15 protein-coding genes are annotated in these 20,832 nt (G+C 69.2%); 7 read left to right on the top strand and 8 right to left on the bottom strand.

Annotated features, from left to right (window positions below; genetic code table 11):
- Positions 1-111: 111 nt before the first annotated feature.
- The 7 genes from BO221_RS18505 to BO221_RS18475 all read right to left on the bottom strand — a co-directional run bounded on the left by BO221_RS18505 (position 112) and on the right by BO221_RS18475 (position 12,960).
- Complete coding sequence (locus BO221_RS18505; RefSeq protein ID WP_143195525.1) at positions 112-1,716, bottom strand: hybrid sensor histidine kinase/response regulator; 1,605 nt, start codon at positions 1,714-1,716, stop codon at positions 112-114.
- Between the two features lie 8 nt (positions 1,717-1,724).
- The gene (locus BO221_RS18500; protein ID WP_073561762.1) at positions 1,725-3,866 is read right to left on the bottom strand and encodes a PAS domain-containing sensor histidine kinase; all 2,142 of its coding nucleotides are present in this window, start codon (positions 3,864-3,866) and stop codon (positions 1,725-1,727) included.
- A gap of 11 nt (positions 3,867-3,877) precedes the next feature.
- A complete protein-coding gene (locus tag BO221_RS18495) occupies positions 3,878-5,053 on the bottom strand; it encodes an ABC transporter substrate-binding protein (RefSeq protein WP_073561761.1) in 1,176 nt (391 codons plus the stop codon).
- A gap of 77 nt (positions 5,054-5,130) precedes the next feature.
- Positions 5,131-7,440, bottom strand: a complete 2,310-nt coding sequence (locus tag BO221_RS18490) for a Tex family protein (RefSeq protein ID WP_073561760.1) — start codon at positions 7,438-7,440, stop codon at positions 5,131-5,133.
- Positions 7,441-7,540: 100 nt separating this feature from the next.
- A complete protein-coding gene (locus tag BO221_RS18485; RefSeq protein WP_073561759.1) occupies positions 7,541-8,332 on the bottom strand; it encodes a hypothetical protein in 792 nt (263 codons plus the stop codon).
- A gap of 23 nt (positions 8,333-8,355) precedes the next feature.
- Complete coding sequence (locus BO221_RS18480) at positions 8,356-11,613, bottom strand: TonB-dependent receptor (protein WP_073561758.1); 3,258 nt, start codon at positions 11,611-11,613, stop codon at positions 8,356-8,358.
- A gap of 60 nt (positions 11,614-11,673) precedes the next feature.
- Positions 11,674-12,960 (bottom strand): M14 metallopeptidase family protein, encoded by a 1,287-nt coding sequence (locus BO221_RS18475; RefSeq protein WP_143195524.1) that lies wholly within the window; start codon positions 12,958-12,960, stop codon positions 11,674-11,676.
- Positions 12,961-13,022: 62 nt separating this feature from the next.
- On the opposite strand from BO221_RS18475, the gene BO221_RS18470 reads away from it, so the two are divergent.
- Both BO221_RS18470 and BO221_RS18465 read left to right on the top strand, forming a co-directional pair.
- Positions 13,023-14,384, top strand: a complete 1,362-nt coding sequence (locus BO221_RS18470) for a sodium:alanine symporter family protein (RefSeq protein WP_073561756.1) — start codon at positions 13,023-13,025, stop codon at positions 14,382-14,384.
- Between the two features lie 31 nt (positions 14,385-14,415).
- Complete coding sequence (locus BO221_RS18465; protein WP_073561755.1) at positions 14,416-15,606, top strand: glycosyltransferase; 1,191 nt, start codon at positions 14,416-14,418, stop codon at positions 15,604-15,606.
- Here BO221_RS18465 and BO221_RS18460 read toward each other — a convergent pair.
- The gene (locus BO221_RS18460; RefSeq protein ID WP_073561754.1) at positions 15,543-16,751 is read right to left on the bottom strand and encodes a glycosyltransferase family 4 protein; all 1,209 of its coding nucleotides are present in this window, start codon (positions 16,749-16,751) and stop codon (positions 15,543-15,545) included. The genes BO221_RS18465 and BO221_RS18460 overlap by 64 nt on opposite strands.
- A 106-nt stretch (positions 16,752-16,857) precedes the next feature.
- Between BO221_RS18460 and BO221_RS18455 the strand changes: the two genes are divergently transcribed.
- The 5 genes from BO221_RS18455 to BO221_RS18435 all read left to right on the top strand — a co-directional run bounded on the left by BO221_RS18455 (position 16,858) and on the right by BO221_RS18435 (position 20,826).
- On the top strand, positions 16,858-17,796 hold the full coding sequence (locus tag BO221_RS18455) for an ABC transporter permease (RefSeq protein WP_073561753.1): 939 nt from the start codon (positions 16,858-16,860) through the stop codon (positions 17,794-17,796).
- Positions 17,797-17,830: 34 nt separating this feature from the next.
- Entirely contained in the window at positions 17,831-18,241 is a 411-nt protein-coding gene (locus tag BO221_RS18450) for a hypothetical protein (RefSeq protein WP_083681145.1), read from the top strand.
- 3 nt (positions 18,242-18,244) lie between these two features.
- Positions 18,245-19,237, top strand: a complete 993-nt coding sequence (locus tag BO221_RS18445) for a hypothetical protein (RefSeq protein WP_073561752.1) — start codon at positions 18,245-18,247, stop codon at positions 19,235-19,237.
- Between the two features lie 180 nt (positions 19,238-19,417).
- Positions 19,418-20,086 carry a TIGR02269 family lipoprotein gene (locus tag BO221_RS18440; protein ID WP_233166119.1) on the top strand — a complete coding sequence of 223 codons (669 nt, stop codon included), beginning with the start codon at positions 19,418-19,420 and terminating at the stop codon, positions 20,084-20,086.
- The gene (locus tag BO221_RS18435; RefSeq protein WP_073561877.1) at positions 20,083-20,826 is read left to right on the top strand and encodes a double-CXXCG motif protein; all 744 of its coding nucleotides are present in this window, start codon (positions 20,083-20,085) and stop codon (positions 20,824-20,826) included. The genes BO221_RS18440 and BO221_RS18435 overlap by 4 nt, the downstream gene beginning before the upstream one ends.
- The last annotated feature ends 6 nt before the right edge of the window (positions 20,827-20,832 follow it).

The raw sequence follows: 20,832 nt of genomic DNA, 5'->3' as shown, positions 1-20,832 counted from the left end.
ATGGAACCCGTGGCCCTCTTCCGGGCCACGGGTGGGAATACGGGCCCGGGCACCCTCACCCCGACCCTCTCCCGGAGGGCGAGGGAGAGGGGGCACCGTGGGGGCGCCGTGTCAGCCCGTTGAGCGCGAGGGCACCACCGGAACCGGGACCTCCTTCTCCACGGGACGTGCCGGCAATGAAACGGTGAACACGGTCCCATCTCCCGGAGCACTGCGCACGGCGATGTCTCCCCCGAGCCGGCGCACGATGTTCCGGCTGATGGACAATCCCAGTCCCGTCCCCGTCGAGCCCTTCGTGGTGAAGAAGGGCTGGAAGAGCCGGGACAGCACCTCGGCCGGGATGCCGGGCCCCGTGTCGCTGACCTCGATGACGGCCATGTCCGCCTCGCGCCGGGCGGTGACGCGAATCTCCTTGCGCGGCCCCTCCGCCGACTCGAGCGCCTGCGCCGCGTTGACGAGCAGGTTCACGAAGACCTGGGACACCGGGCCCGGGCTCCCCTTCACCTCCAACCCTCGCGGCAGCTGCGTTTCGACGCTCGCCTGCCGCATCGTCTCGAGCCGGGCGATGCGCAGCGCCGAGCGGATGGCCTCGTCGAGCTCGAACCACCCCCCCGCCTCCGCGTCCGTCTTCGCCAGCGAGCGCATGTCCCGGACGATGTCGCTGATGCGCAGCCCGCCCTCCCGCGCGTCCATCACGGCCTGCTCCAGTTCCTCCAGGTCCACCGGCTCGCCCTGGCGCAACGCCGCCACCTGCTCCTGGATGAAGCCCAGGTTGCCCAGCACATAGGCCGTCGGGTTGTTGATCTCATGTCCGATGCCGGCCGCCACCTGCCCCAGCGTCGCCAGCCGCTCGGAGGACGCGAGCTGGCACGCCAGGCGCCAGTTCTCCAGCGCCAGCACCACATGGCTCGCCAGCATCGCCGCGCGATCCAACTCCTTCCTGCCGAACATGCGCAGCCCGTCCCTGCGCAGCATCCCCAGCACGCCCAGCACCCGCTCCCCCACCGTCAACGGGTGGAGGATGACCGAGGCCCCCTTCCCCAACGCCTGGATGGAACCGAGCCGCCGATCCTCCAGGCCGGGCGCCGCCAGGGCCGGCGTCCTGTCCGAGGACAGCGTTTGCACCACCCGCTCGCCCAGCTCGCGCAGCAAGCCCCCTTCCTCCTCCGAGGACAGGCCGCACGCGTGCGCCACCTGGAGCCGCCCCTGCGCCTCCTGCATCAGCAGCACCACCGCGTCCGCCGCCATCAGCGTCCGGCTCCCCTCCACGATGGCCTGGGGAATCCGATCGAACTCGTTCGTCTCGAAGAAGGACTGGCTGGCCCGCACCATGTCCGCCGAGGCGTTGAGCCGGTACCGGTCCAGCGCGCGCGTGACGCACGCGTACATTTCATGGATGTTGAACGGCTTGCGGATGAGATCGAACGCCCCGGCCCGCATGCACTCGATGGCCGTCTCCACCTCGGCATAGCCGGTGGCGACGATGACCTCGGTGGCGGGCAGGACCTGCTTGGCCTCGCGCAGCAGCTCGAGCCCGCTCATGAAGGGCATGCGCACGTCGGTGATGATCAACCCGGGCGAGCACTCGCGCAGCAGCTTCAGGGCGGCCTTGCCATCGGACGCCTCGGTGACGGCGTAGCCCTCCTGCTCCAGCTGGTAGCGCAGCAGCAGGCGCATGTCCCGCTCATCGTCCACGACGAGGATCTGCTCATTCATGGGGGAACTCACGCGGACACCTCCGTGGGGTGCGCCGGCGCCACCGGGAACCACAACCGCATCGTGGTGCCGGCACCGGGGGCCGTCTCCACGTCGATACGGCCACCGTACGACTCGACGATGCTGCGGGTGATGGACAGGCCCAGGCCCGTCCCCTGTCCCACCGGCTTGGTGGTGAAGAAGGGATCGAAGATGCGCTGGCGCACGTCCGGCGCCATGCCGCTCCCGGTGTCCGTCACGAACAACTCCATGCCATCGCGCGCCGGAGAGAGGTGCGCCCCGATGGACACCGTCCCCCCGGGCGGCGTCGCATCCAAGGCGTTGCCCACCAGATTCAGCAACGCCGACTCCATCTCCGGCACATTGGCCTCCAACCCGGGAAGGTCCGCCGGGGATTCGATGATCTTCAACTGCACCTGGCTCCGCTCGGCCTGGCCACTGGCCAGCTCGTACACGCGCTCGAGCATGCGCCCCACCTCGATGCGCTCGCGCACCGGGCCGCTCCTGCGCGAGAAGTCCAGAAGTGTACGCACCAGCCGGGCACAGCGCTGGGTGTGGGTCTCGATGCACTCGAACGCCGTGCGCGACCCGTTGTCCAGCGAGGGCCTCATCAACTGCGCCTGCGCGAAACCGAGGATGATGCCGAGCGGATTGTTCAGCTCGTGCGACAGGCCGGCCACGAGCGTGCCCACCGCCGCCATCTTCTCCGACTGCACCAGCGACTCGCGCAGCCGCTTCACCTCGCGCAGGTCCCTCGCGATGCAGACGTGCCCCAGCACCGACCCCGCCGCGTCGAGGATGCGCGACAACGTCAGTTGCACGGGGATGCTCCCCGCCTGCCGCGTGATGAGCGAGAGCTCCGCCTCCACGGGCTCGCCCTGCCTGGCGCGGTCCAACAACCCGAGGACGAGCTCGCGCGACTCCTCGGGCACCATCCGCTCCAGGAAGGAGGCCCCCAGCATCTCCAGCCGCGGCCACCCGAAGAGCTTCTCCGCCGCCTCGTTGCACACGAGCACCCAGCCCTCTCCGCCCACCATGAGGATGGCGTTGGGCGAGGAGGAGGTGATCTGCGCCTGCAGCGACAGGTGCTCCCGCGAGCGTTCCAGCTCGGCGCCCCGGTGGGCCAGCCGCTCGAGCATCAGGTTGAAGGTGCCCGCGATGGCATCCAGCTCGTCCCCGGTGCGGACCTGGATGCGCTCGCTCAGGTCCCCCCCGTCGATGATGCGCCGCATGGAGCGCTGGAGCTGCTGCAGCGGGCGCATCAGCAGCCGGGTGCGCCAGATGATCAGCAGGATGAGCAGCACCCCCGTCACCACGCCCCCCTGGATGATCCGCTGGCGCAACGCCTCCACCGGACCGGAGATGCGCTCGGCCGGCACGGAGAGGACCAGGGACCAGCCGAAGCCATGCTCCCGCGCGAAGCCCTCCACCGGGACCACCAGGTAGTACGTCCCGTCGATGAGAATGGTGTTGCGCGCGCCGGCTCCAGAGGACAAGGACTTCAGCGCCCCCACCGCCTGGGGCGACAGGTGGCCGTCCAGCAGCCGCTCCCCGTCCATCAGCACCACTTCCAGCCCCTGGCGCGCGGCGCCTCCGCCCACGAAGGACAGGTCGAACCGGGCCACCAGGGCCCCCTCGGTGTGCCGCTGGTAGACGACGGGAAAGGCGAAGAGCACGTGCGGCACCCCCGCCTCGGAGACGATCAGGGCCTGCGGCTGGCCATCGCGGACCCTGGGCCACCAGGGCTCCTGCGCGAAGGAGCCCACGCTCTCGCTCCGGCCGTTGCGGGCGATGACGCGCCCCATGAAGTCGAGCAGCCAGAGATCGCTCTCCTCGCCGCCCTTGCCCGGCAGGCTCAGCCGCTGCATGAGGGGCTCGAGGTAGTCGCTGCGGCCCAGCGTATCGATGACGCTGTTGGTCATGAACGGGTTGGAGGCGAGCGACTGCACCGCGTTCCACCGCAGTTGGAGCTGCTCGTCGATGCCATCCGAGGCGAAGTGGGCCAGCTCGAGCAGATGCTCGCGGTTCGCCGTCTCGAGCGCCTGGTGCGCGCCGCGAGACACGGTGGTGACGAGGACGCCCACCATGAGCACGTCGATGAGCAGGAAGAAGAGGAGGAGCTTGCCTTGGAAGCTCCGGAGGAGATTCACGGTGGGGAGTCCTACGGCTGGGCGAGCACCAGCACGCCGCGAGGGTTGAAGGTGGCCAACTTGTAATCCGCGGGGCTCAGCGCCTCGTGGCGGGAGGGAGTGAAGGGCGGCTGATAGGTGCGCACCAGGCCCTCGTAGGGGCCCAGGCGCTCCAGCGCGTCGCGCACCCGGGAGCGCTCGGTGGACTTCGCCTTCTGGATGGCGAGCGCGAGCAGCCAGACGGCGTCATAGGCCTGGGCCGTGCCCGCCGGGCCGAAGATCTCCTCCTCGGACCGGGTGCCGAACAACGCGTGGTACCTCGCGGCGGCCGCCTTCGCCCGCGCGCCCGGGTTGCCGATGAAGGAGAACGTCTGCACCACGTGCAGCTCCACCTGGGAGAGCAACGCTCCCGACTGGCGCACGAAGTCCGGTCCGCTGATTCCCCCATGCGCGAAGATGGGGAGCCGCTTGTCCGCGGGCCTGCGCATCAGCGCCCTCACGATGGCCGCGCTCTCGGGCGCGTTGGCCGCCAGCAGGAGGGCGTCCGCCCCCGCCCGCTCCACCTCGGCCAGCTGCTCCTCCCCATCCGCGTCCGCCCAGTTGATCCACTGCATGCACGCGGGCGTCATCTGGCGCCGGGCGAGGGCCTCGCTGAAGGCCGTCTTGTTGCTGCGGCCCCACGCCGTCTTCTCCAGGACGATGCCGAGCCGCTTGTGCCCCCGCGCGAGCGCCTGCGCGATGAGGTACTCGGCCATCTGCTGGTCGTTCACGGAGACCCGGAACGTGTAGTTGGGAGACCAGTCGTGGTGGACCACACCGGAGGTCGACGCCCAGGGGCTCACGACGATGAGCCGCTGCTCATGGATGTACCGCAGGTTCTGGACGACGGGAGGACCGTGGAGCCCCGACAGCACGGCCACCAGGTGGGGCGTGCTCGCGAGCTCCGGCAACTGCTCCGTGGCCCGCGTGGGCACGCCGTGGTGGTCCCTCACCACCAGCTCCAGCTTCCGCCCTCCCAGCAGGCCTCCCTGCTCGTTGATCTCCGCGATGGCGAGCTGGGCCCCCCGGAGGATGGCCTCGCCCGCGAGCGCCGAGCCGGAGCTCATGTCCGCGTGCAGCCCCAGGACGATGGGAGCGGACTCCTGCGCCACCGCCATGCCGCAGCACAGCAGCACGAGGCCGAATACTCCTGGCAGCAGTCGTCTCATGGCGCTCCCGCAAAAGCTGGGAGCCCAGGATATACGAGCCCGGCCCTCTTGGGATCCCAGCGATGGGGCCCGCCCTCTTAGCGCTTGAGATTGCGGAAGGGGTTGTTGAAGGGCTCGGCCGAGGGCTTCTGCGCGGCGGGGGCCGGGGCCCTGCTACCCCCGCTCCCTGGCTTGCTGGCCGGCGGAGCAGGCTCGGGACGCGAGGAGCGGGAGGGCCCGCCGGCCGCGCCCGAGGTGCCCTCGGTGACGGCGCGCACGGACAGTGCGAGGCGCTTGCGGGCGAGGTCCACGCTCAACACCTTCACGGTCAGCCGGTCGCCCACCTTCACCGCCTCGCTGGGATCCTTGATGAAGCGGGTGGAGAGCTGGGACACGTGGACGAGCCCGTCCTGGTGCACGCCCACGTCCACGAAGGCCCCGAAGGCGGTGACGTTGGTGACGACGCCCTGGAGCACCATCCCCTCCTTCACGTCCTCCAGCTTCTGCAGGTCCTCGCGGTAGGAGGGCGCCGTGAAGTCACCACGCGGGTCGCGGCTGGGCTTCTCCAGCTCGGCGAGGATGTCCTTGAGCGTCATCTCGCCCAGGTCCGGCCCCAGGTAGCGCTTGGGGTCGATCTTCCGCACCAGCGCGGCGTTGCCCACCAGTTGCTTCACGTCCACGCCCAGGTCCTTCGCCATGCGCTCCACGACGCCGTAGCGCTCGGGGTGCACGGCGCTCGCGTCGAGCGGCTCGGGGCCGTGGACGCGCAGGAAGCCGGCGGCCTGCTCGAAGGTCTTCGGGCCCAGCCCGCTCACCTTGAGGATCTCCCGGCGCGTGGTGAAGCGGCCCTTGGCGGCGCGGTGGGAGACGATCTTCTTCGCCAGCGTGGGGCCGATGCCGGACACGTGCTCCAGCAACTGGGGGGACGCGGTGTTCACGTCCACGCCCACCGCGTTGACGCACGAGTCCACCACCTCGCCCAGCTTCTTCTTGAGCATGCCCTGGTCCACGTCGTGCTGGTACTGGCCCACGCCGATGCTCTTGGGGTCGATCTTCACCAGCTCGGCGAGCGGATCCTGCAACCGGCGGCCGATGGACACCGCGCCGCGCAGCGACACGTCCAGGCCGGGGAACTCCTCGCGCGCCACCTCGGAGGCCGAGTAGATGGAGGCGCCCTGCTCGCTCACGGACACCACGGGCACCTGAGAGCCGAGCGCCTTGAGCACCTCGCGCACGAACGTCTCCGCCTCGCGGCTGCCGGTGCCGTTGCCCACGGCGATGAGCTCGGGCTTGTGCTTGAGGATGATGGCCCCGCACTGCTTGGCGGCGGCGGCGCGCTCACTGCCGCTCTTCTCGGAGTAGAGCGTGGCGGTGTCCACCACCTTGCCGGTGCCATCCATCATGGCCGCCTTGATGCCGGTGCGCAGGCCCGGGTCCAGCGCGAGCACGGGCCGGCTGCCCGCGGGCGCGGTGAGCAGCAGGTGGCGCAGGTTCTGCCCGAAGACGGTGATGGCCTCGCGGTCCGCGCGCTCCTTCAGCTCGTTGCGCAGCTCGGACTCCAGCGAGGGGCCCATGAGCCGCTCCCACGAGTCCTCCACCGCCGCCCGCAGCTCGGGGGCGAACGGGGACTGGGGCTTCGTCACCACGCGCGAGGACAGCGTGCCCTTCACCTCGTCATCCGGGAGGGCCAGCTGGATGCGCAGCACTTCCTCGGCCTCGCCGCGCAGCAGCGCGAGGATGCGGTGCGAGGGCGCCTTGGACAGGTCCTCCTCGTGGTCCGCGTAGTTGTCGAACTTGGTGGCCTCGCCCTTCTTCTTGGCCACCACGGCCGAGCGCAGGCGGCCCTTCTGCACGCACATCTCGCGGGCGGTGCGGCGCAGGCCGGCGTCATCCGCCACGCGCTCGGCGCAGATGTCCCGAGCCCCGGCGAGCGCCGTCTCCAGGTCCGGCACCTCCTTGCCCTCGTCGACGAACGCGCGCGCGCGGGCGGCCACGTCGTCCTTCTTCCCCGCCTCCTGCTTCCAGAGCAGGTCCGCGAGCGGCTCCAGGCCCCGCTCCCGGGCAATGGCCGCGCGGGTGCGGCGCTTGGGCTTGTAGGGGAGGTACAGGTCCTCCAGCTCCGTGCGCGTCCGGGCCCGCTGGAGCGCCTGGGCCAGCTCCGGGGTCAGCTTCCCCTGCCCCTCGATGGTGCGGAGGATGGTTTCCCGGCGCGAATCCAGCTCGGCGCGCTCGGCGGCCCGGTCCAGGATGGTCTGGATCTGCACCTCGTCCAGGCCCCCCGTGGCCTCCTTGCGGTAGCGGGCGATGAAGGGGACGGTCGCCCCCTCCTCGCTCAGCGCCAGGGTCCGGTCCACCTGCTCGGGCTTGAGGCCCAGTTCCTTCGACAGTTCGACGGCGTAGGCGTGCATGGCACCAAAAACCCTACACCATCCCACATGAAAAGGCGAGCCCCCAGCCCCCCCGCGTCCCCACCTGCCGAGGGGAGGACGCGGAGGCGCCGTTCCACGGCTACGGGAACGCGGCGGTGGGATCCTTGAGCACGCAGATGAGCGCGTCCGGATCGCACTTCACGTCGAAGCTCGGGTTGATGCCCGAGCCGCGCAGGCGGCCCACGGAGGGATCCGCGTTCGGGTCGCACTTCGACTCATCCGGCTTCCTGTTGGTCGCGCAGGACACCACGGGCCAGATGCCCTTCACCTTGTATTTCGCCTCGCAGCCGTTCTCCGTGTAGGTCAGGTCCGCGACGAACAACGTGCCCGGGATCTCCGGCGTGTTGTAGACGCGCAGGTTGGACCAGGCGTAGGCGAGGCTCAGGCCCGGCTGGCCGCTCACGGTCGAGCGCAGCTCCAGGCGGGTCGGGTTGTCGAGCTGGGGGACCTCGCAATAGTTGTCCGGGCCCGGGGCGTCCGTCGTCAGGTCGCCCACGGCGTGGCGCTGGACCGGCGCGTCCGGATCCACCGCGTACGGCCGCTCCGCTGCCACCACCGCCGGCATCGCCAACCACCAGGGCTGGGAGCGGATGCCCACCCGGTCCTTCACGTTCGGGTCCCTGTCCCGCGCGTTCGGGTCCTGGCTGAAATACTTCTGCAGGCCCACCACTTCCGGCTTGAGGTGCGCGCACGAGGCCGCCGCGTCCTCGCCCGGCGCCAGCGAGAAGGAGGTGGCGAACGAGCCGGTAGAGCCGTCCGACACGGCGCGCGCCACCACGCACTGCGGGTCCTGCTGCAGGGGATCACAGGCGCTCAGGGTGGAGGCGAGCAGCACCACGCCCGTACCCAATCCAATCAGTCGAAGAGTCATGATGTTTCTCCCAGGAGCGTGTCTCAGAAGCTCAGCTTCATGCCGAAGCGGATGGAGCGGGGCGCCTGATACGCGATGGGCTTCTTGAAGTTGGGGTTGATGTCCGCGTTGGTGATGGCCTGCGGGCTGTCCAGCGGAGCGGTGGTGACGTAGACGCGGCAGTCGGGGCTGGCAGTGTCCGTGCGGCAGGCCTCGAGGTCCGCCGGCTTGCCGTTCTGCTCGATGGGGTGCACGCGCGTGGTGGTGAAGACCTGATCCCGCGCCGTCACCTCCTGGAAGTTGAAGATGTTGAAGACGTCCAGGGAGAGGCTGAGCGCGTAGTTGCCCGCGAGCTTCTTGGTGATGCCCAGGTGGCCGTCCGTGTTGTGCACCCAGGGCAGCCGGCCCGCGCTGCCGCGCGGCAGGATGAACGTCTCCGCGCCACTGCGGCGGGGGTGGAAGCCCAGGTAGTTGAGCGGAGCGCCCGAGCGGCTGCGCCAGCCGCCACCGATGTCGAGGCTCAGGTCCTTGGCGAGCCGGAACTCCTTGGCGCCGAAGATCTTGATGGCGTGCGTGCGGTCACCCGGCAGCGGACCATCGCGGTTGATGGTGAGCGACTTCAGGTCGAAGTCGCGCGTCAGGTTGGGGGAGATCTGCCCGGTGTCCGCGCGGAAGAGGCCCGAGTAGTTGCCGCGCAGCGAGGACCACGTATAGCTGACCTGCGCCAGCCATCCGTCCGAGAAGCTCTTGGTGTAGTAGGCGTTCACCGCGTCGTAGTCGCGGCGGGCCAGCGGGAAGTCCGTGGCGAAGCCCTTGCCCGGGTTGCCCAGGAAGAAGGTGGTGCCGTCGTCGCGGCTCATGTCCTCGATGACGTCGTTGAGGAAGCGCCTGGTGTACTGGAGGCCCACGCGCCCGAGCAGCACCTCGTACTCGGCGCCCAGGACGATCTCGTCGCTGGACTGGGCGCGGATGTTCGGATCCACCGACACCCGGTCACCGCCCTCGCCGCCCCAGAACTGGTTGGGGTTCTCCGGGTTGCCGATCGCCTGGCGGTTGGAGTTCACGTTGCAGTCGCCGCCCTCGACGAGGTCCGCGGGGTCGCGCGGGTCACAACTGGGCGCGTTGTACGTGGCCGTCAGCAGCTGCTGCTGGGGGAAGGACAGGTCCGCCATGTCCAGCGGGACGTTCTCGTAGAAGCGCGCGTAGTTGGCGTAGAGCTTCGAGCGGCCCTGCTGGGTGAAGTCGTAGATGACGCCAACGCGGGGCGACCACTGGTTGGGCAGGTTCAGGCCCATCTTGCCGTCCAGGCCCCAGATGGTCTGCGTGTCGTAGCGCACGCCCACGTTGACCGTCACCTTGTCCATGATGGACCAGCTGTCCTGGATGAAGCCGCCCACCGTCGCCGAGGCGGTGGTGCCCTCCTTGAAGGGCAGCGGCACGATGGTGTCCGGGCCGCTCAGGTAGCCGTACTGGTTGAGCGTGAAGAAGCACGCGCCGCTGGTGCACTCCTGCCAGGGAGCGCCGCCGGTGCGCGCGCGCTTGTTGTAGAAGCTCGCGCCCTCGGCATCGAAGCCGGCCTTGATGACGTGGTGGCCGAGCGCCTCGAGCAGGTACGTGCCCACCGCCTTGCCCTGGTAACGGTCCAGCTCCGACATGCTGATGGTGCCGGGACCACCGCTGGCATACGAGGCGACAGGGCAACGGGTCGCGTACTGCCCATCGGGCATGCCCACGGGCGAGTCACAGACAGAGGGGTCCTCGAGCTGCTCGAACTCGGTGATGCTGTGGTAGTCGCGCGCCGTCCTGCCGCCGCTCACGCTGCGCGTGCGCCGCCAGGCGATATTGGACTGAGCGGAGAGCCCCTGGCCGGTGCCGAGCCCCGAGCCATCCGACGGGAGGATGGAGGCGTTCTGGTGGTGCCAGCCGACCGTCGCGTCCACCAGCAGCTTCTTGTCGAAGAAGGAGGAGGTCTGCTTGGCCACGATGTCCATCGCGCCACCGGTGCGGCGGGTGGCGATGGCATCATAGGCGCCCTGGACGTACGCGGTGCAGGACAGCCCGCTGCACACCTCGGGCGCGCCATCGCGGCTGAAGGAGTACCGGCCGTCTCCGCCCGACCAGGTGGGCGTGCCATACACGGACAGCGACAGGTTGTGGTCCGCGTTGAAGAGGTAGGTGAGCTTGCCGATGTACTGCACGGTCCGCTCGTCCGCGAAGCGATCCGTCCGGGCACCCGGGATGGGCGTGGCAACCTGGAAGCGCGTCTCCGGGTCGATGCGGGCGGCACCCACGGCGTCGCAGCCGTTCGCCTTGTCCACCGCCGTGCAGATGTCCAGGGTGCTGAGCTGCCGCGACACCTGGATGCGGGTGAAGGAGGGCGCCGCGCCAGCGTAGAACCACAGCTTGTCCTTGAGGATGGGGCCACCGACCTCGAAGCCGAAGTCACCCTGGTTCCACGGCGTGCCCTGGGCGGAGATGACGCTGCCGGCCTGCTGGATGGCCGGACCGGCCGACTGCAGGAAGCCCGGGGCGAAATTACCAAACACCGAGCCGTGGAACTCGTTGGAGCCGGACTTGGTGACCACGTTCATCACGCCGCCCGTGGAGCGGCCGTACTCGGGCATGTAGCCACCGGTGATGACGTTGACCTCCTTGACGAACTCCACCGAGAGCGGCGTGCCGATGGTGCCCACGGCCGGGTCGTTCACCGACAGGCCATCCACCACGAACTGGTTCTCCGGCGAGGTACCACCGTTGATGCTCACGCCGTAGGTGTCCTCCTGCGCGCCCGGAGCCATCTCGGCCAGCGACTCGAAGGAGCGCGAGGCCGAGCCCTTCGAGCCCGGCCGGCTCACCGCGAGATTCTTCAGGATGGCGGCGTCGATATTCAGGCCCGAAGCGCTCGAGGCCACGTCCACCGTGGGCGGAGCCGCCGTGACGGTGATCTCCTCGCTCAGGCCGCCCTCGGGCAGCAGCTCCACGTTGAAGCGGATGGTGCGGTCGATGCGCAGCTGGATGTCACCGCGCGAGAAGGGACGGAAGCCCTCCATGTCCACGCGAACGGTGTAGTTACCCGACGGCAGCTGCGGAATCCGATACTGGCCGCTGGCGTCGGAAACCACTGTCTGCTCGCCCTGAAGGCTCGGAGACGTGACCGTCACCACCGCGTCCTGCAGTGGCTTCTTGTCGGCCGAGTTGATGATTTTGCCGGTGATGACCGCCGTGCCCTGGGCCCATGCGCTGGACCCGAGCAGCAACAGCAGGACACACCACGCGCGAGCAAGTCGAACGTGTGAAGACAAGATGCTGACCCCTCCTGGGAAGTGGGGCGCACATTAGTCACATTTTAGAAACTTGGGAATTCAACGCTCGTAGCGAATGATTCGCTCCACGCGGTAATTCCCTGCCGGCTCCACCGGCCGCAGCAACATCAGCTCCGCGGGCAGGCCCACCCGAAGCGTGAGCTCGCCGCGGGGCGGCAAGGGCAGCGTGTCCCCTACCCTCACGTCCTGGGAAGGCAGCGGCACGGCGGTGAGGCCAGTGCCGTCCACCTCTTCCACGGCGCCGTAGACACGCAGATCTCCCAGCTCCTCGATGGAGCCCGAGAGTACGACGGAGGCCGAGCCCTCGCGGTTGCGCACCGCCTGGACCGCGGCCACTCCCACGTCCGAGAGGAAGGCGTCTCCCGCCTCGCCGTGGACGTGGGCACCGCGAATGACGAGGTGCAGCATTCCCTTGCTGTCATTGAGAGGGATGGACTCGTAGCGCTCGAGGTCCGCGTGCTCCACCGCGCCCGTGGAGAGGGATTCCAGGGCGGACACCAGGGCCACGAAATTGAGCCGGAGCAGCGGCTCGTCGGGCTCGGCCGAGGGCCACGGGCCGGTCTCGATGAGCACGGTGGGGGTGCCCCAGCGCACCAGGTTGTCGCCGAAGGCGCGGACCTCGAAGGAGTCGTCGTAGCGGCCGATCTGCCCGGGAGCGAGCGGCTCGAGGGCGTCCCGGATGACGGCACAGACCTTCTTGGCGAGCACCCGGCCCGGGTTGTCGCTACGCGACGCGTCGAAGGGGGGAGCGAGCAGGGAGATGGAGGCGGGCCGGCGCGAGCCATCCCCCACGGCCGTGCGCCAGCTCTGGTTGTGGAGGTTGAAGCCGAGCGACGGCTGGAGCCTGTCGCGGAGCGCCTTGAGGGTGCGGCCCTCGGGCGTCTGGAGCGCGAGCGCGTCGCGGTTGACGTCGATGCCCTGGGCGTTGCGCCGCTGGAAGCGCTCGGCGCCGTCGGGGTTGAGCATGGGCACGGCGTGCAGGGTGAGCGCGGAGAGCAACCGGGCCACGCGGGGGTGCTGGCGGTGGAGACGGAGGTACTCGAAGAGGTCCAACAGGGCGGTGGTAGCGGTGGGCTCGTCCCCGTGCATCTGGGACCAGAGGAGGATGTGGCGGGGGCCGGAGCCCACGCGGACGAGGTGGAGGGGGCGTCCTTCCACGGAGCGTCCTACCTCTTCCACCTGGAAGAGGTCCGGCGCCGACGGGTGGAGCCGGCGGAGCTGAGCCTGCACGTGGGGGTGGCGGACGAGCGCGGGGGGCGGGAGGCCCTGGAGGCGGACGTCGGCCCAGAGGGCGAAGAGCTCCTGGGGAGTGGCGGGGGCGGTCACGATGATCCTCTCTTTATCCGGTGGGTGCCCCGGAGGCGCGGATGGGATTATGACGGGACTCCATGCTGCCCGAACCCATCCGCAACGCGATCGACGTAGCCAGTAATGCCGTCTGGGGCCCCTGGACGATGGCTCTCTTGCTGGGAACTGGTGTGTTCCTGACGATCCGGCTGCGCTTCGTCCAGGTCACGCGCTTGCCGGAGGCGCTGCGGGCCATGGTGCCGGCCCAGGCGAGCGGCGCCGGGACGCTGAGCCCCTTCCAGGCCTTCATGACGGCGCTCGGCGCGTCGATTGGTACGGGCAACATCGCGGGCGTGGCCACGGCCATCGTGAGCGGCGGACCAGGTGCGTTGTTCTGGATCTGGGTGTACGGCTTCTTCGCCACGAGCATCAAGTTCTGCGAGGCGGTGCTGGGCATCCAGTATCGCAAGGTACACGGGGACCGGCTGTCAGCGGGGCCCATGCACTACCTGAAGGACGGGCTCGGCTCGCCGAAGCTGGCGTGGCTCTACGCGGTCATCGCGGGCGTGGCCGCGCTCACGACGACGCCCTTCACCCAGCCCAACTCCATCGCCGTGGTGTGGCAGAGCCAGTTCGCCATTCCGCCGTGGGCCTCGGGCGTGGTCCTCGCGATCCTCACGTGGCTGGTGGTGATTGGCGGAGTGAAGAGCATTGGCCGCGCGGCCGAGAAGCTCGCGCCGCTGAAGGTGGGGCTGTACCTGGCCGGAGGGCTCATCGTCATCCTCACGCACGCGGCGCAACTGCCGTCGGTGTTCGCGCTCATCGTGCGCGAGGCGTTCTCCATGGAGGCCGCGGGAGGCGGTGCGCTCGGGGTGGGGATGATGACGGCGATGCGGTACGGAATCGCCCGGGGCATCTACGCCAACGAGGCGGGGTACGGCACGGCGGCGGTGGCGTACGGCACGGCGCAGACGGATGCCCCGGTGAAGCAGGGGCTCCAGGCGGTGATGGAGGTGTTCATCGTCTCGTGCGTCACCTCGACCATCAGCGCGCTAGTGATTCTGGCGAGCGGCGCGTGGACGTCCGGGCTCACGAGCACGGCGGTGGTGGCGCAGGCCTTCAACACGGCGATTCCCACGGTGGGTGGCTGGGTGGTGGCCTTCTGCGCCTTCCTGTTCGGCTACACCACGCTGATCGGCTGGGCCTACTACGGCGAGCAGTTCCTCGAGTACGCCTTCGGCCTGCGCATCACCAAACCCTACCGGTGGATCTACTGCGGCCTGGTCGTCTTCGGTGCCATGGGCAAGGTGGAGACCATCTGGGCCTGGGGAGATCTGATGAATGGCTTGCAGGTGTTCCCCAACCTCGTGGGACTGATTGGCTTGAGCGGCGTGGCGGCCTCGGTGCTGCGCAAACCCAAGGCCGGGGAGCCCCAGGTGAGCACCACCGCGCCCATGGCCTGAGCGGGCGCGAGGAGGGATAGGATGCCGCCCCATGCCGAGCGGCCCACGCATCCTCCTCATCGCGGAACGATTTCCTCCTGACCTGGGAGGACTCGCACGCAGCGGCGCCCGCACCGCGGGCTCCCTGGCCCGGTTGGAAGCCCAGGTGGACGTCCTCACCTGGACCCGGACCCTGCCCCCCGGCGCCCTCCAGTCGCTCGACGCGGGCGAGGTCGCCGCCTCCGCGCGCGGGGCCACGCTGCACCGGCTCGGCCTCTTCGGCCAGACGGACACCTCCATGCAGCACACGCTCGACGTGCTCGACTATCTGCACTCGCAGCGCCGCTATCAGCTCGTCTGGGGACACTACCTTTCGCCCCCGGGCTTCATGGCCGTCACCTTCGCCGGGCTCGCCGGCATTCCCTCCACCGTCAGCGCCCGCGGCAACGACGTGGACCAGGCCATGTTCCCCCCGGCGGACTTCTCCCGGCTGCTCTGGACGCTCCAGCGCGCCACCGTCCTCACCGCCGCCTCGGGAGACCTCGGACGCAAGATGGCCATGCTGCTCGGCCGAGACCCGGGCGTCGAGGTCATCCCCAACGCCGTGGACACCACCCTCTTCCACCCCGGTCCGGCGGACCCCGCGCTGCGCGAGCGGCTCGGTATCCAACCCGGTGAGCTCGTGCTCTGCTTCTCCGGAGAGCTGCGCCACAAGAAGGGCGTCCCCTTCCTCCTGTCCGCCCTCACCGAGGTGCGCAAGGTGCGGCCCGCCTGTCTGCTCGTCATCGGCGAGGTGCGCTCGCGCGAGCAGGAGCACCTCACCGCCTTCCGCGCCGAGCACCCCGAGGCCGCCGCGCGCATCCTCGTCACCGGCCGGCTCGATGCGCCCGAGGACGTGGCCGCCCACCTGCGGCTGTGTGACGTCTACCTCCAGCCCTCGCTCTGGGATGGCATGCCCAACGCGATGCTCGAGGCCATGGCGTGTGCGCGCATCGTCGTCGCCAGCGACGCGGGCGGCATTCCCGAGGCCATCGACACCGGGCACAACGGCTTCCTCGTGCCCAAGGCGCTCCTCAACCACCTGGGACAGGCGGTCGTCGACGTGCTGAGCCTGCCCGAGGAGCGAAAGGCCGCCATCGGTGCCGCGGCCCGCGCCCGCATCGAGGAGCGCTTCCAGGCTCAGGCCGAGGCCGCGGCGCTCCAGCGCGTGCTGGACCGCACCATCCCGAAGGCCTCCTCGTAGGCCACCACCAACGACTCCTGCGCCCGCGCCCAGGTGAAGTCGCGCTCGACGTGGGCCCGCCCCTGCTGACTCATGCGGAGACCGAGCGCCGGGTCCGCCTTCAACGAGCGCACCGCCTCGGCGATGGCCTTGGGCGAGCCCGGACGCACGAGGAACGCGTGCACTCCGTGCTCCGCCACCGCGCGCACCACGGGCATGTCGCTCGCCACCACCGGCGTGCCCGAGGCCATCGCCTCCAGCAGCTTCAGCGGGCAGCACCCCTGCACGAGGTTCCGGTCGTTGGGCGGCAGCGGCACCAGCACCACGTCACAGGCATGGTGGAGCCTGGCCAGCTCCGCCTGCGGCAGCGCGTCGAGCAGCTCCACCGCGCCCTCGCCCACCAGCTCGCCGCACATGTCCAGCAGCTCGCGGCGCTGCTCCCGGCGCGTGGGGCCCACCAGGGTGAGCAGTACCGGAACGTCGCGGCGCAGCAGCCGGCACGCCTCGATGGCGTGGTGCACGCCCTGCCACGAAGTCATCGTCCCACTGTAGAGCAGGCGCACGGGCCGCTCCGCCCAGGGCCGCGGCGGCTGGTAGGTGAAGAGTCCGGTGTCCACTCCGTTGGGGATGACACGGATGCGGCCCGGCGCCACGCCGCGTGACTCCAGGTGGCGCGCCGTCACCGAGCTCGGCGTGAGGAGCAGGTCCGCCTTCTCCAGACACACGTCTTCCTGGGCCACCAGCTTGCGCAACAGCTCATCGTCCTCGGCCACCGCGGGCGCGTGGTACTTCAGCTCGATGGAGGGCAGGCCATTCACCTCGAACACCAGGTGCTCGGTGAGCTGCTCCTTGCGCCGGGCGATGGGGTAGCCCTCGAAGATGGAGCGCACGTGCACCACGGACGCCCGCTCCCGTCCCCGCCACCACGCGGCGAGCTCACCCCGGAAGCACATGGCCTGCTGGATGAGATCCGGCCCCTGGGCCCGCATCGGGTGGAAGCGGACGCCCTCGGGGGGCGGCTCTCCCGCCTCGCCTCCGATGGCCAGCAGATCCAACCCGCCAAAGGCCCGGCCGAGCGCCTCGACGAAGGCGCGGATGTGGACCGCCGCTCCCTTGGGCGCGGGAAAGCGGTCGAAGGACGCGTAGATGATTCCGGAGGAGGACACGGCCCACTCAGTATCCCGCCCGGGGCCGCCGGCACCAACCCCCCTGATTGACCGGTGGGAGGGTGCACTCCTACGATCCTCCTCCCTTTCACTCCGAGAGCGGACCTTGGCCGTCGACGTCGATCAGTTCAGCAACGAGCCCATCTACCGCGCCACCGTCCCCTGCCCCCAGATCATCGAAGACCTCCAGCAGTTGGTGGAGCTCGATGCCCTCAAGGAGAAGCAGCAGGACCGGGCCACGAAGGTGGGCACCCTCACGCTGGCCGCGGGCGTGCTCTGCCTGTTCGTGGGCTTCATGGTGATGGGCGGTGAGGGAGTCGGAATGCCACTGACCTGGGCCGGAACGGCGCTGGCACTCGTGGGTATCGGTGCCTTCATCGTGCGCTCCCGGCACCAGCGGCTCAACCTGGAGAACCGGCGCTACGAACTGGCCTCGCGCCTGGTGGGACTGCTCCAGGCGGACATCGCTCCAGACGAGCCGGTGACACTCGAACTCGATCTGCGCCCGGAGACTCACTCGGACAAGTACCAGAACGAGAGCAAGACCCCGAGCGGCTGGAACGTGAAGCACTACCTGGACCCGTGGCTCTCCCTGCAGGCGCGGCTGCTGGATGGGACGCACGTCCGCCTGGAGATGACCCAGCGCGTCCAGCTCCGCAATCGGACGAAGACCAACATCCGGGGAAAGACGAAGTACCAGAGCAAGGAGCTGTCGGATGCGTTGCTGCGCGTGCGGCTCCGGGTGAAGCCCGAGCGCTACCAGCACCTCGAACGGTTCGGTTCCCGGGCCGAGGGGGCCGTGCAGCTCCTCAAGGGCACCCAGCTCAAGGATCTCACCGTGGAGGCGGACCGCGTCGACATGACGCTCCACCTGGCCTCGCCGTGGGCCGCTGGCAACGAACCCCCTCCGGGCCCGGGGAGCGGCACCGGGCCCGCGCCCTTGAACGGCCAGCGGGTGGTGGCGATGGCATTGCTGAGCCTCTACCAGCTCCTCAACCTGTCACGAGCCCTCGACAAGAAGGCCGTGCACTCGCGCGCGGGCTGAGCCACGCTGCGCCTCCAGGAAATCGCAAGCCTCTATGTCCCCTTCCCCTCGCGAGATACTCGGTGCCTGTCAGGAGAGAGCCGGGTTCCTCTTCGCGCATGACTGCCCCCGGCCCGCCACCCAGCGGTGCGCGCAGTGCGACAAGCCCATCTGCGCCGAGCATGGCCATCCGTGGAACGGGAAGCAGGCCTGCACCGAGTGCTTCAAGGCCACCCGCCGGGAGGAGGCCGGAGGCTCGAAGTTCCGCCGTCCCCCCGCGGGCGCGGGCGACGACCCCTACCTCTACTCCAGCTACTACTACCGGGGTTACGGCTACTACGACCACGGATACTGGGGCCATGACCTCCTCAACGACCCCAATGACTTCACCGAGGCCGATGGCCAGGCCCTGCGCCAGCGTGCCCGGGAGCAGCGCGAGTTCGAGGAGGACATGGGCGGAAGCTGAGCCATGAGCGGGGAACGCTGGCTCATCTACGCGCTCGGCGGAGGCATGGGGCACCTCACGCGCGCCGTGGCGCTCGGACGAGCGGCCCGGCGGCGGGGCCACCGGGTGGAAGTCATCACGAACAGCCCCTTCGCTCCCGAGTTGGCGCTGGAGGCCGAGCTGGGCGAGGGCAACGTCCACCGGCTCGGCGCGGAGTTCGACAAGCACGCCGTGCGCGAGTCCATCGAGCGGCTGCTCGACCGTGTCCGCCCCGAGGTGCTCGTCGTGGACACCTTCCCGCGAGGGCTCGGTGGAGAGCTCGCGCCGCTGCTGCCCGGGATGAAGGCGCGCAAGGTGCTCGTGCACCGGGACCTGCACCCGGACTACGTGGAGCGTTTCGGGCTGGCGCGGTTCGTCGACACCTTCGACCGGCTGCTCGTCCCCGGCGAGCCCGCGCCCTTCGCCCACCACCCGCGCGCAGTGAGCACGCCGCCGTGGCTGCTGCTCGATTCCGGGGAGTTGCTGGATGTCCCCACCGCGCGGAGGACGCTGGGCGTGCCCACCAACGAGGAGACGGTACCCGTGGTGGCAGTGCTGGCCTGTGGCCGGCCCGAGGAGGTGGACGAGTCCGCCGCGCTCGCGGAGAGGCTCCAGCGTATGCCCGGCCCGCGCACCTTCGTCCGGCTGCTGTCTCCCAGCGCACCATGGAAGCTCTGGCCCGCGCTCTCGGTCATGCGAGGCATCGACGTCCTGGTGGGCGCGGGCGGCTACAACACCGTCCAGGAGGCGCGCGCCACGGGGACACCGCTGGTGGCCATCGCCCGGCCCCGGCTCTATGACCGGCAGGCGCTGCGGCTCCGGGACTCCGAGCGCATCTCCACGCTCGACGTAGCCCTCGAGCGAGTGAGGGAGCTGCTGCGGAGCGGCTCCACGTCATGCTCCGAGCGGCCCGTGCCCGCCTACGTCAACGGGACCCACGAGGCAGTGCGGCTCATCGAGGCGGGTTTCAGTGGATGATCCGGTACACCTGCTCCAGCAGCACAGCATACGACGGCCGTGCCAGTACAAGCGACTGAGTCCGCTCTGCGTTCCGATGGCTGCACCACTCGTCCTCGGAGCAATGGGCAAGGTGGAGACTGCCGTGCCACCTCACCCGCCGGGGGGAATATCATCGAAGGTATGAGCCTTCCGAGTTCCATGAAGTGGTGGGCCCTCTTCGGTGTGATGCTCAGCGCCTGCGTCACCTCCCCACCCGCCCCACGAGAGGACGACGAAGCGCTGGACGCGGTGTCCTCGTGGGAAGAGGTCCGCGCGGACACGAGTTGCGTGGTGCCCTTGTGTGACGAGGCGGGCTGTGCCGTCTGGCGCTGCCGGGATCTGGAGGAAGTGGACCCTCACCCCGTGCTGCCAGCCCTGGCCCATGGCGCCCTTCGTCCTCCACCCAACCCGACTCGCTGGTGGGGTCGCTCGCTGGCCGCCCCAGGCGGCAAGGAACCCGTCTTCGAGATCCCCTGGCACAACTGGAACATCCGCGGCCAGTACGCGGCCAGGGCACTTCGCCCTCCGTGCATCCCCTCTCGGGAGCCCATCGAAAAGCATCACATTTTTCCGCAGGAGAAGTTCCTTGCCGAATGGTTCAAAGACAAGGGCATCAACATTCATGCCTTCACCATGCGGCTCCCCAAGAGCTTCCACTCCTGGCTGCACAGTGGCGGACCCAGAGGAGGTCAATGGAATGAAGCCTGGCGTCAATTCGTGATACAGAACCAAGAAACCGCCACCCTGGAAGACATCTGGCGGCATGCTTTCGAGCTCATGGAACGCTTCTACCTCAATGGTTCGCTCGTTTCCTATTATTGCGAATGAAACAAACAAAACGTTCCCTCGCGTCCTATTTCAGAATCGACGAGGACAGGAACGAAGGCCACACAGGCCACGTCGATGGCTCACACAGGTGGAAACTGCCGGGCATCATCTGCCCTGCATGTAAGGCTATCTGGAGTTCCGGCTCCAAGGCATACCCCTCAGTGGACTTGACCCCAGTTGCCTCCCTGGCAGACTTCGAACAAGCCCGACCCGAGCCCGTGGACGAGTATGAAAGGTTGTGTGAGCTGGTACGTCCCCTGCTCCCACAGGGAGGCATGCTCGAACCTGGAGCGAGGTTTGGCCCGATCATGGGCAAGGCCCAGGGCCGCTTTGGACAGCTCGTCTCTCCCGTGCCCTGGGTTCTGCTGATACAGCGCGACGCGCTGGAGAAGCTCCAGACCGAAGGTCTGCGAGGACTCAAGGGATGCCGCACCGACTTGCGCTTCCGCCAGCGTGCATCGCCTGAGTTACTCGAGTTGGAAATCCTCCCCGTGGGCCGTGTACACCTGGACTGCCTGCCCCCCCACCACGAACCGCCTTGCCCTCGTTGCGGTCGCCACGGCATTCCGCGGCCCCGTGAGCTCCTGCTGGACGCCTCCACGCTTCCCAGTCACCTGGACCTGTTCCGCCTGGAGGACTACTCCTCCGTCATCGTCTGCACCCAGCTCTTCGTCGACACCTACGAGCGCCTCGGCCTGGACGGCGTTGTCTTTCACCCCCTGCCCACTCAGATGCCGTGACACCAC

Origin of the sequence: Archangium sp. Cb G35 (assembly GCF_001896145.1) — a bacterium.
GTDB classification, from domain to species: domain Bacteria; phylum Myxococcota; class Myxococcia; order Myxococcales; family Myxococcaceae; genus Archangium; species Archangium violaceum.
Note: the sequence above shows the minus strand (reverse complement) of the source record. Positions and strands in the feature narration are given on the sequence as shown.

Bases quoted from the DNA above. Each gene is read 5' to 3' on its own strand.
- BO221_RS18505 (WP_143195525.1), bottom strand. From the start codon at position 1,716: ATGAATGAGCAGATCCTCGTCGTGGACGATGAGCGGGACATGCGCCTG.
- BO221_RS18470 (WP_073561756.1), top strand. From the start codon at position 13,023: ATGCTGCCCGAACCCATCCGCAACGCGATCGACGTAGCCAGTAATGCC.
- BO221_RS18495 (WP_073561761.1), bottom strand. From the start codon at position 5,053: ATGAGACGACTGCTGCCAGGAGTATTCGGCCTCGTGCTGCTGTGCTGC.
- BO221_RS18465 (WP_073561755.1), top strand. From the start codon at position 14,416: ATGCCGAGCGGCCCACGCATCCTCCTCATCGCGGAACGATTTCCTCCT.
- BO221_RS18440 (WP_233166119.1), top strand. From the start codon at position 19,418: ATGAAGTGGTGGGCCCTCTTCGGTGTGATGCTCAGCGCCTGCGTCACC.
- BO221_RS18485 (WP_073561759.1), bottom strand. From the start codon at position 8,332: ATGACTCTTCGACTGATTGGATTGGGTACGGGCGTGGTGCTGCTCGCC.
- BO221_RS18445 (WP_073561752.1), top strand. From the start codon at position 18,245: ATGAGCGGGGAACGCTGGCTCATCTACGCGCTCGGCGGAGGCATGGGG.
- BO221_RS18490 (WP_073561760.1), bottom strand. From the start codon at position 7,440: ATGCACGCCTACGCCGTCGAACTGTCGAAGGAACTGGGCCTCAAGCCC.
- BO221_RS18435 (WP_073561877.1), top strand. From the start codon at position 20,083: ATGAAACAAACAAAACGTTCCCTCGCGTCCTATTTCAGAATCGACGAG.
- BO221_RS18450 (WP_083681145.1), top strand. From the start codon at position 17,831: ATGTCCCCTTCCCCTCGCGAGATACTCGGTGCCTGTCAGGAGAGAGCC.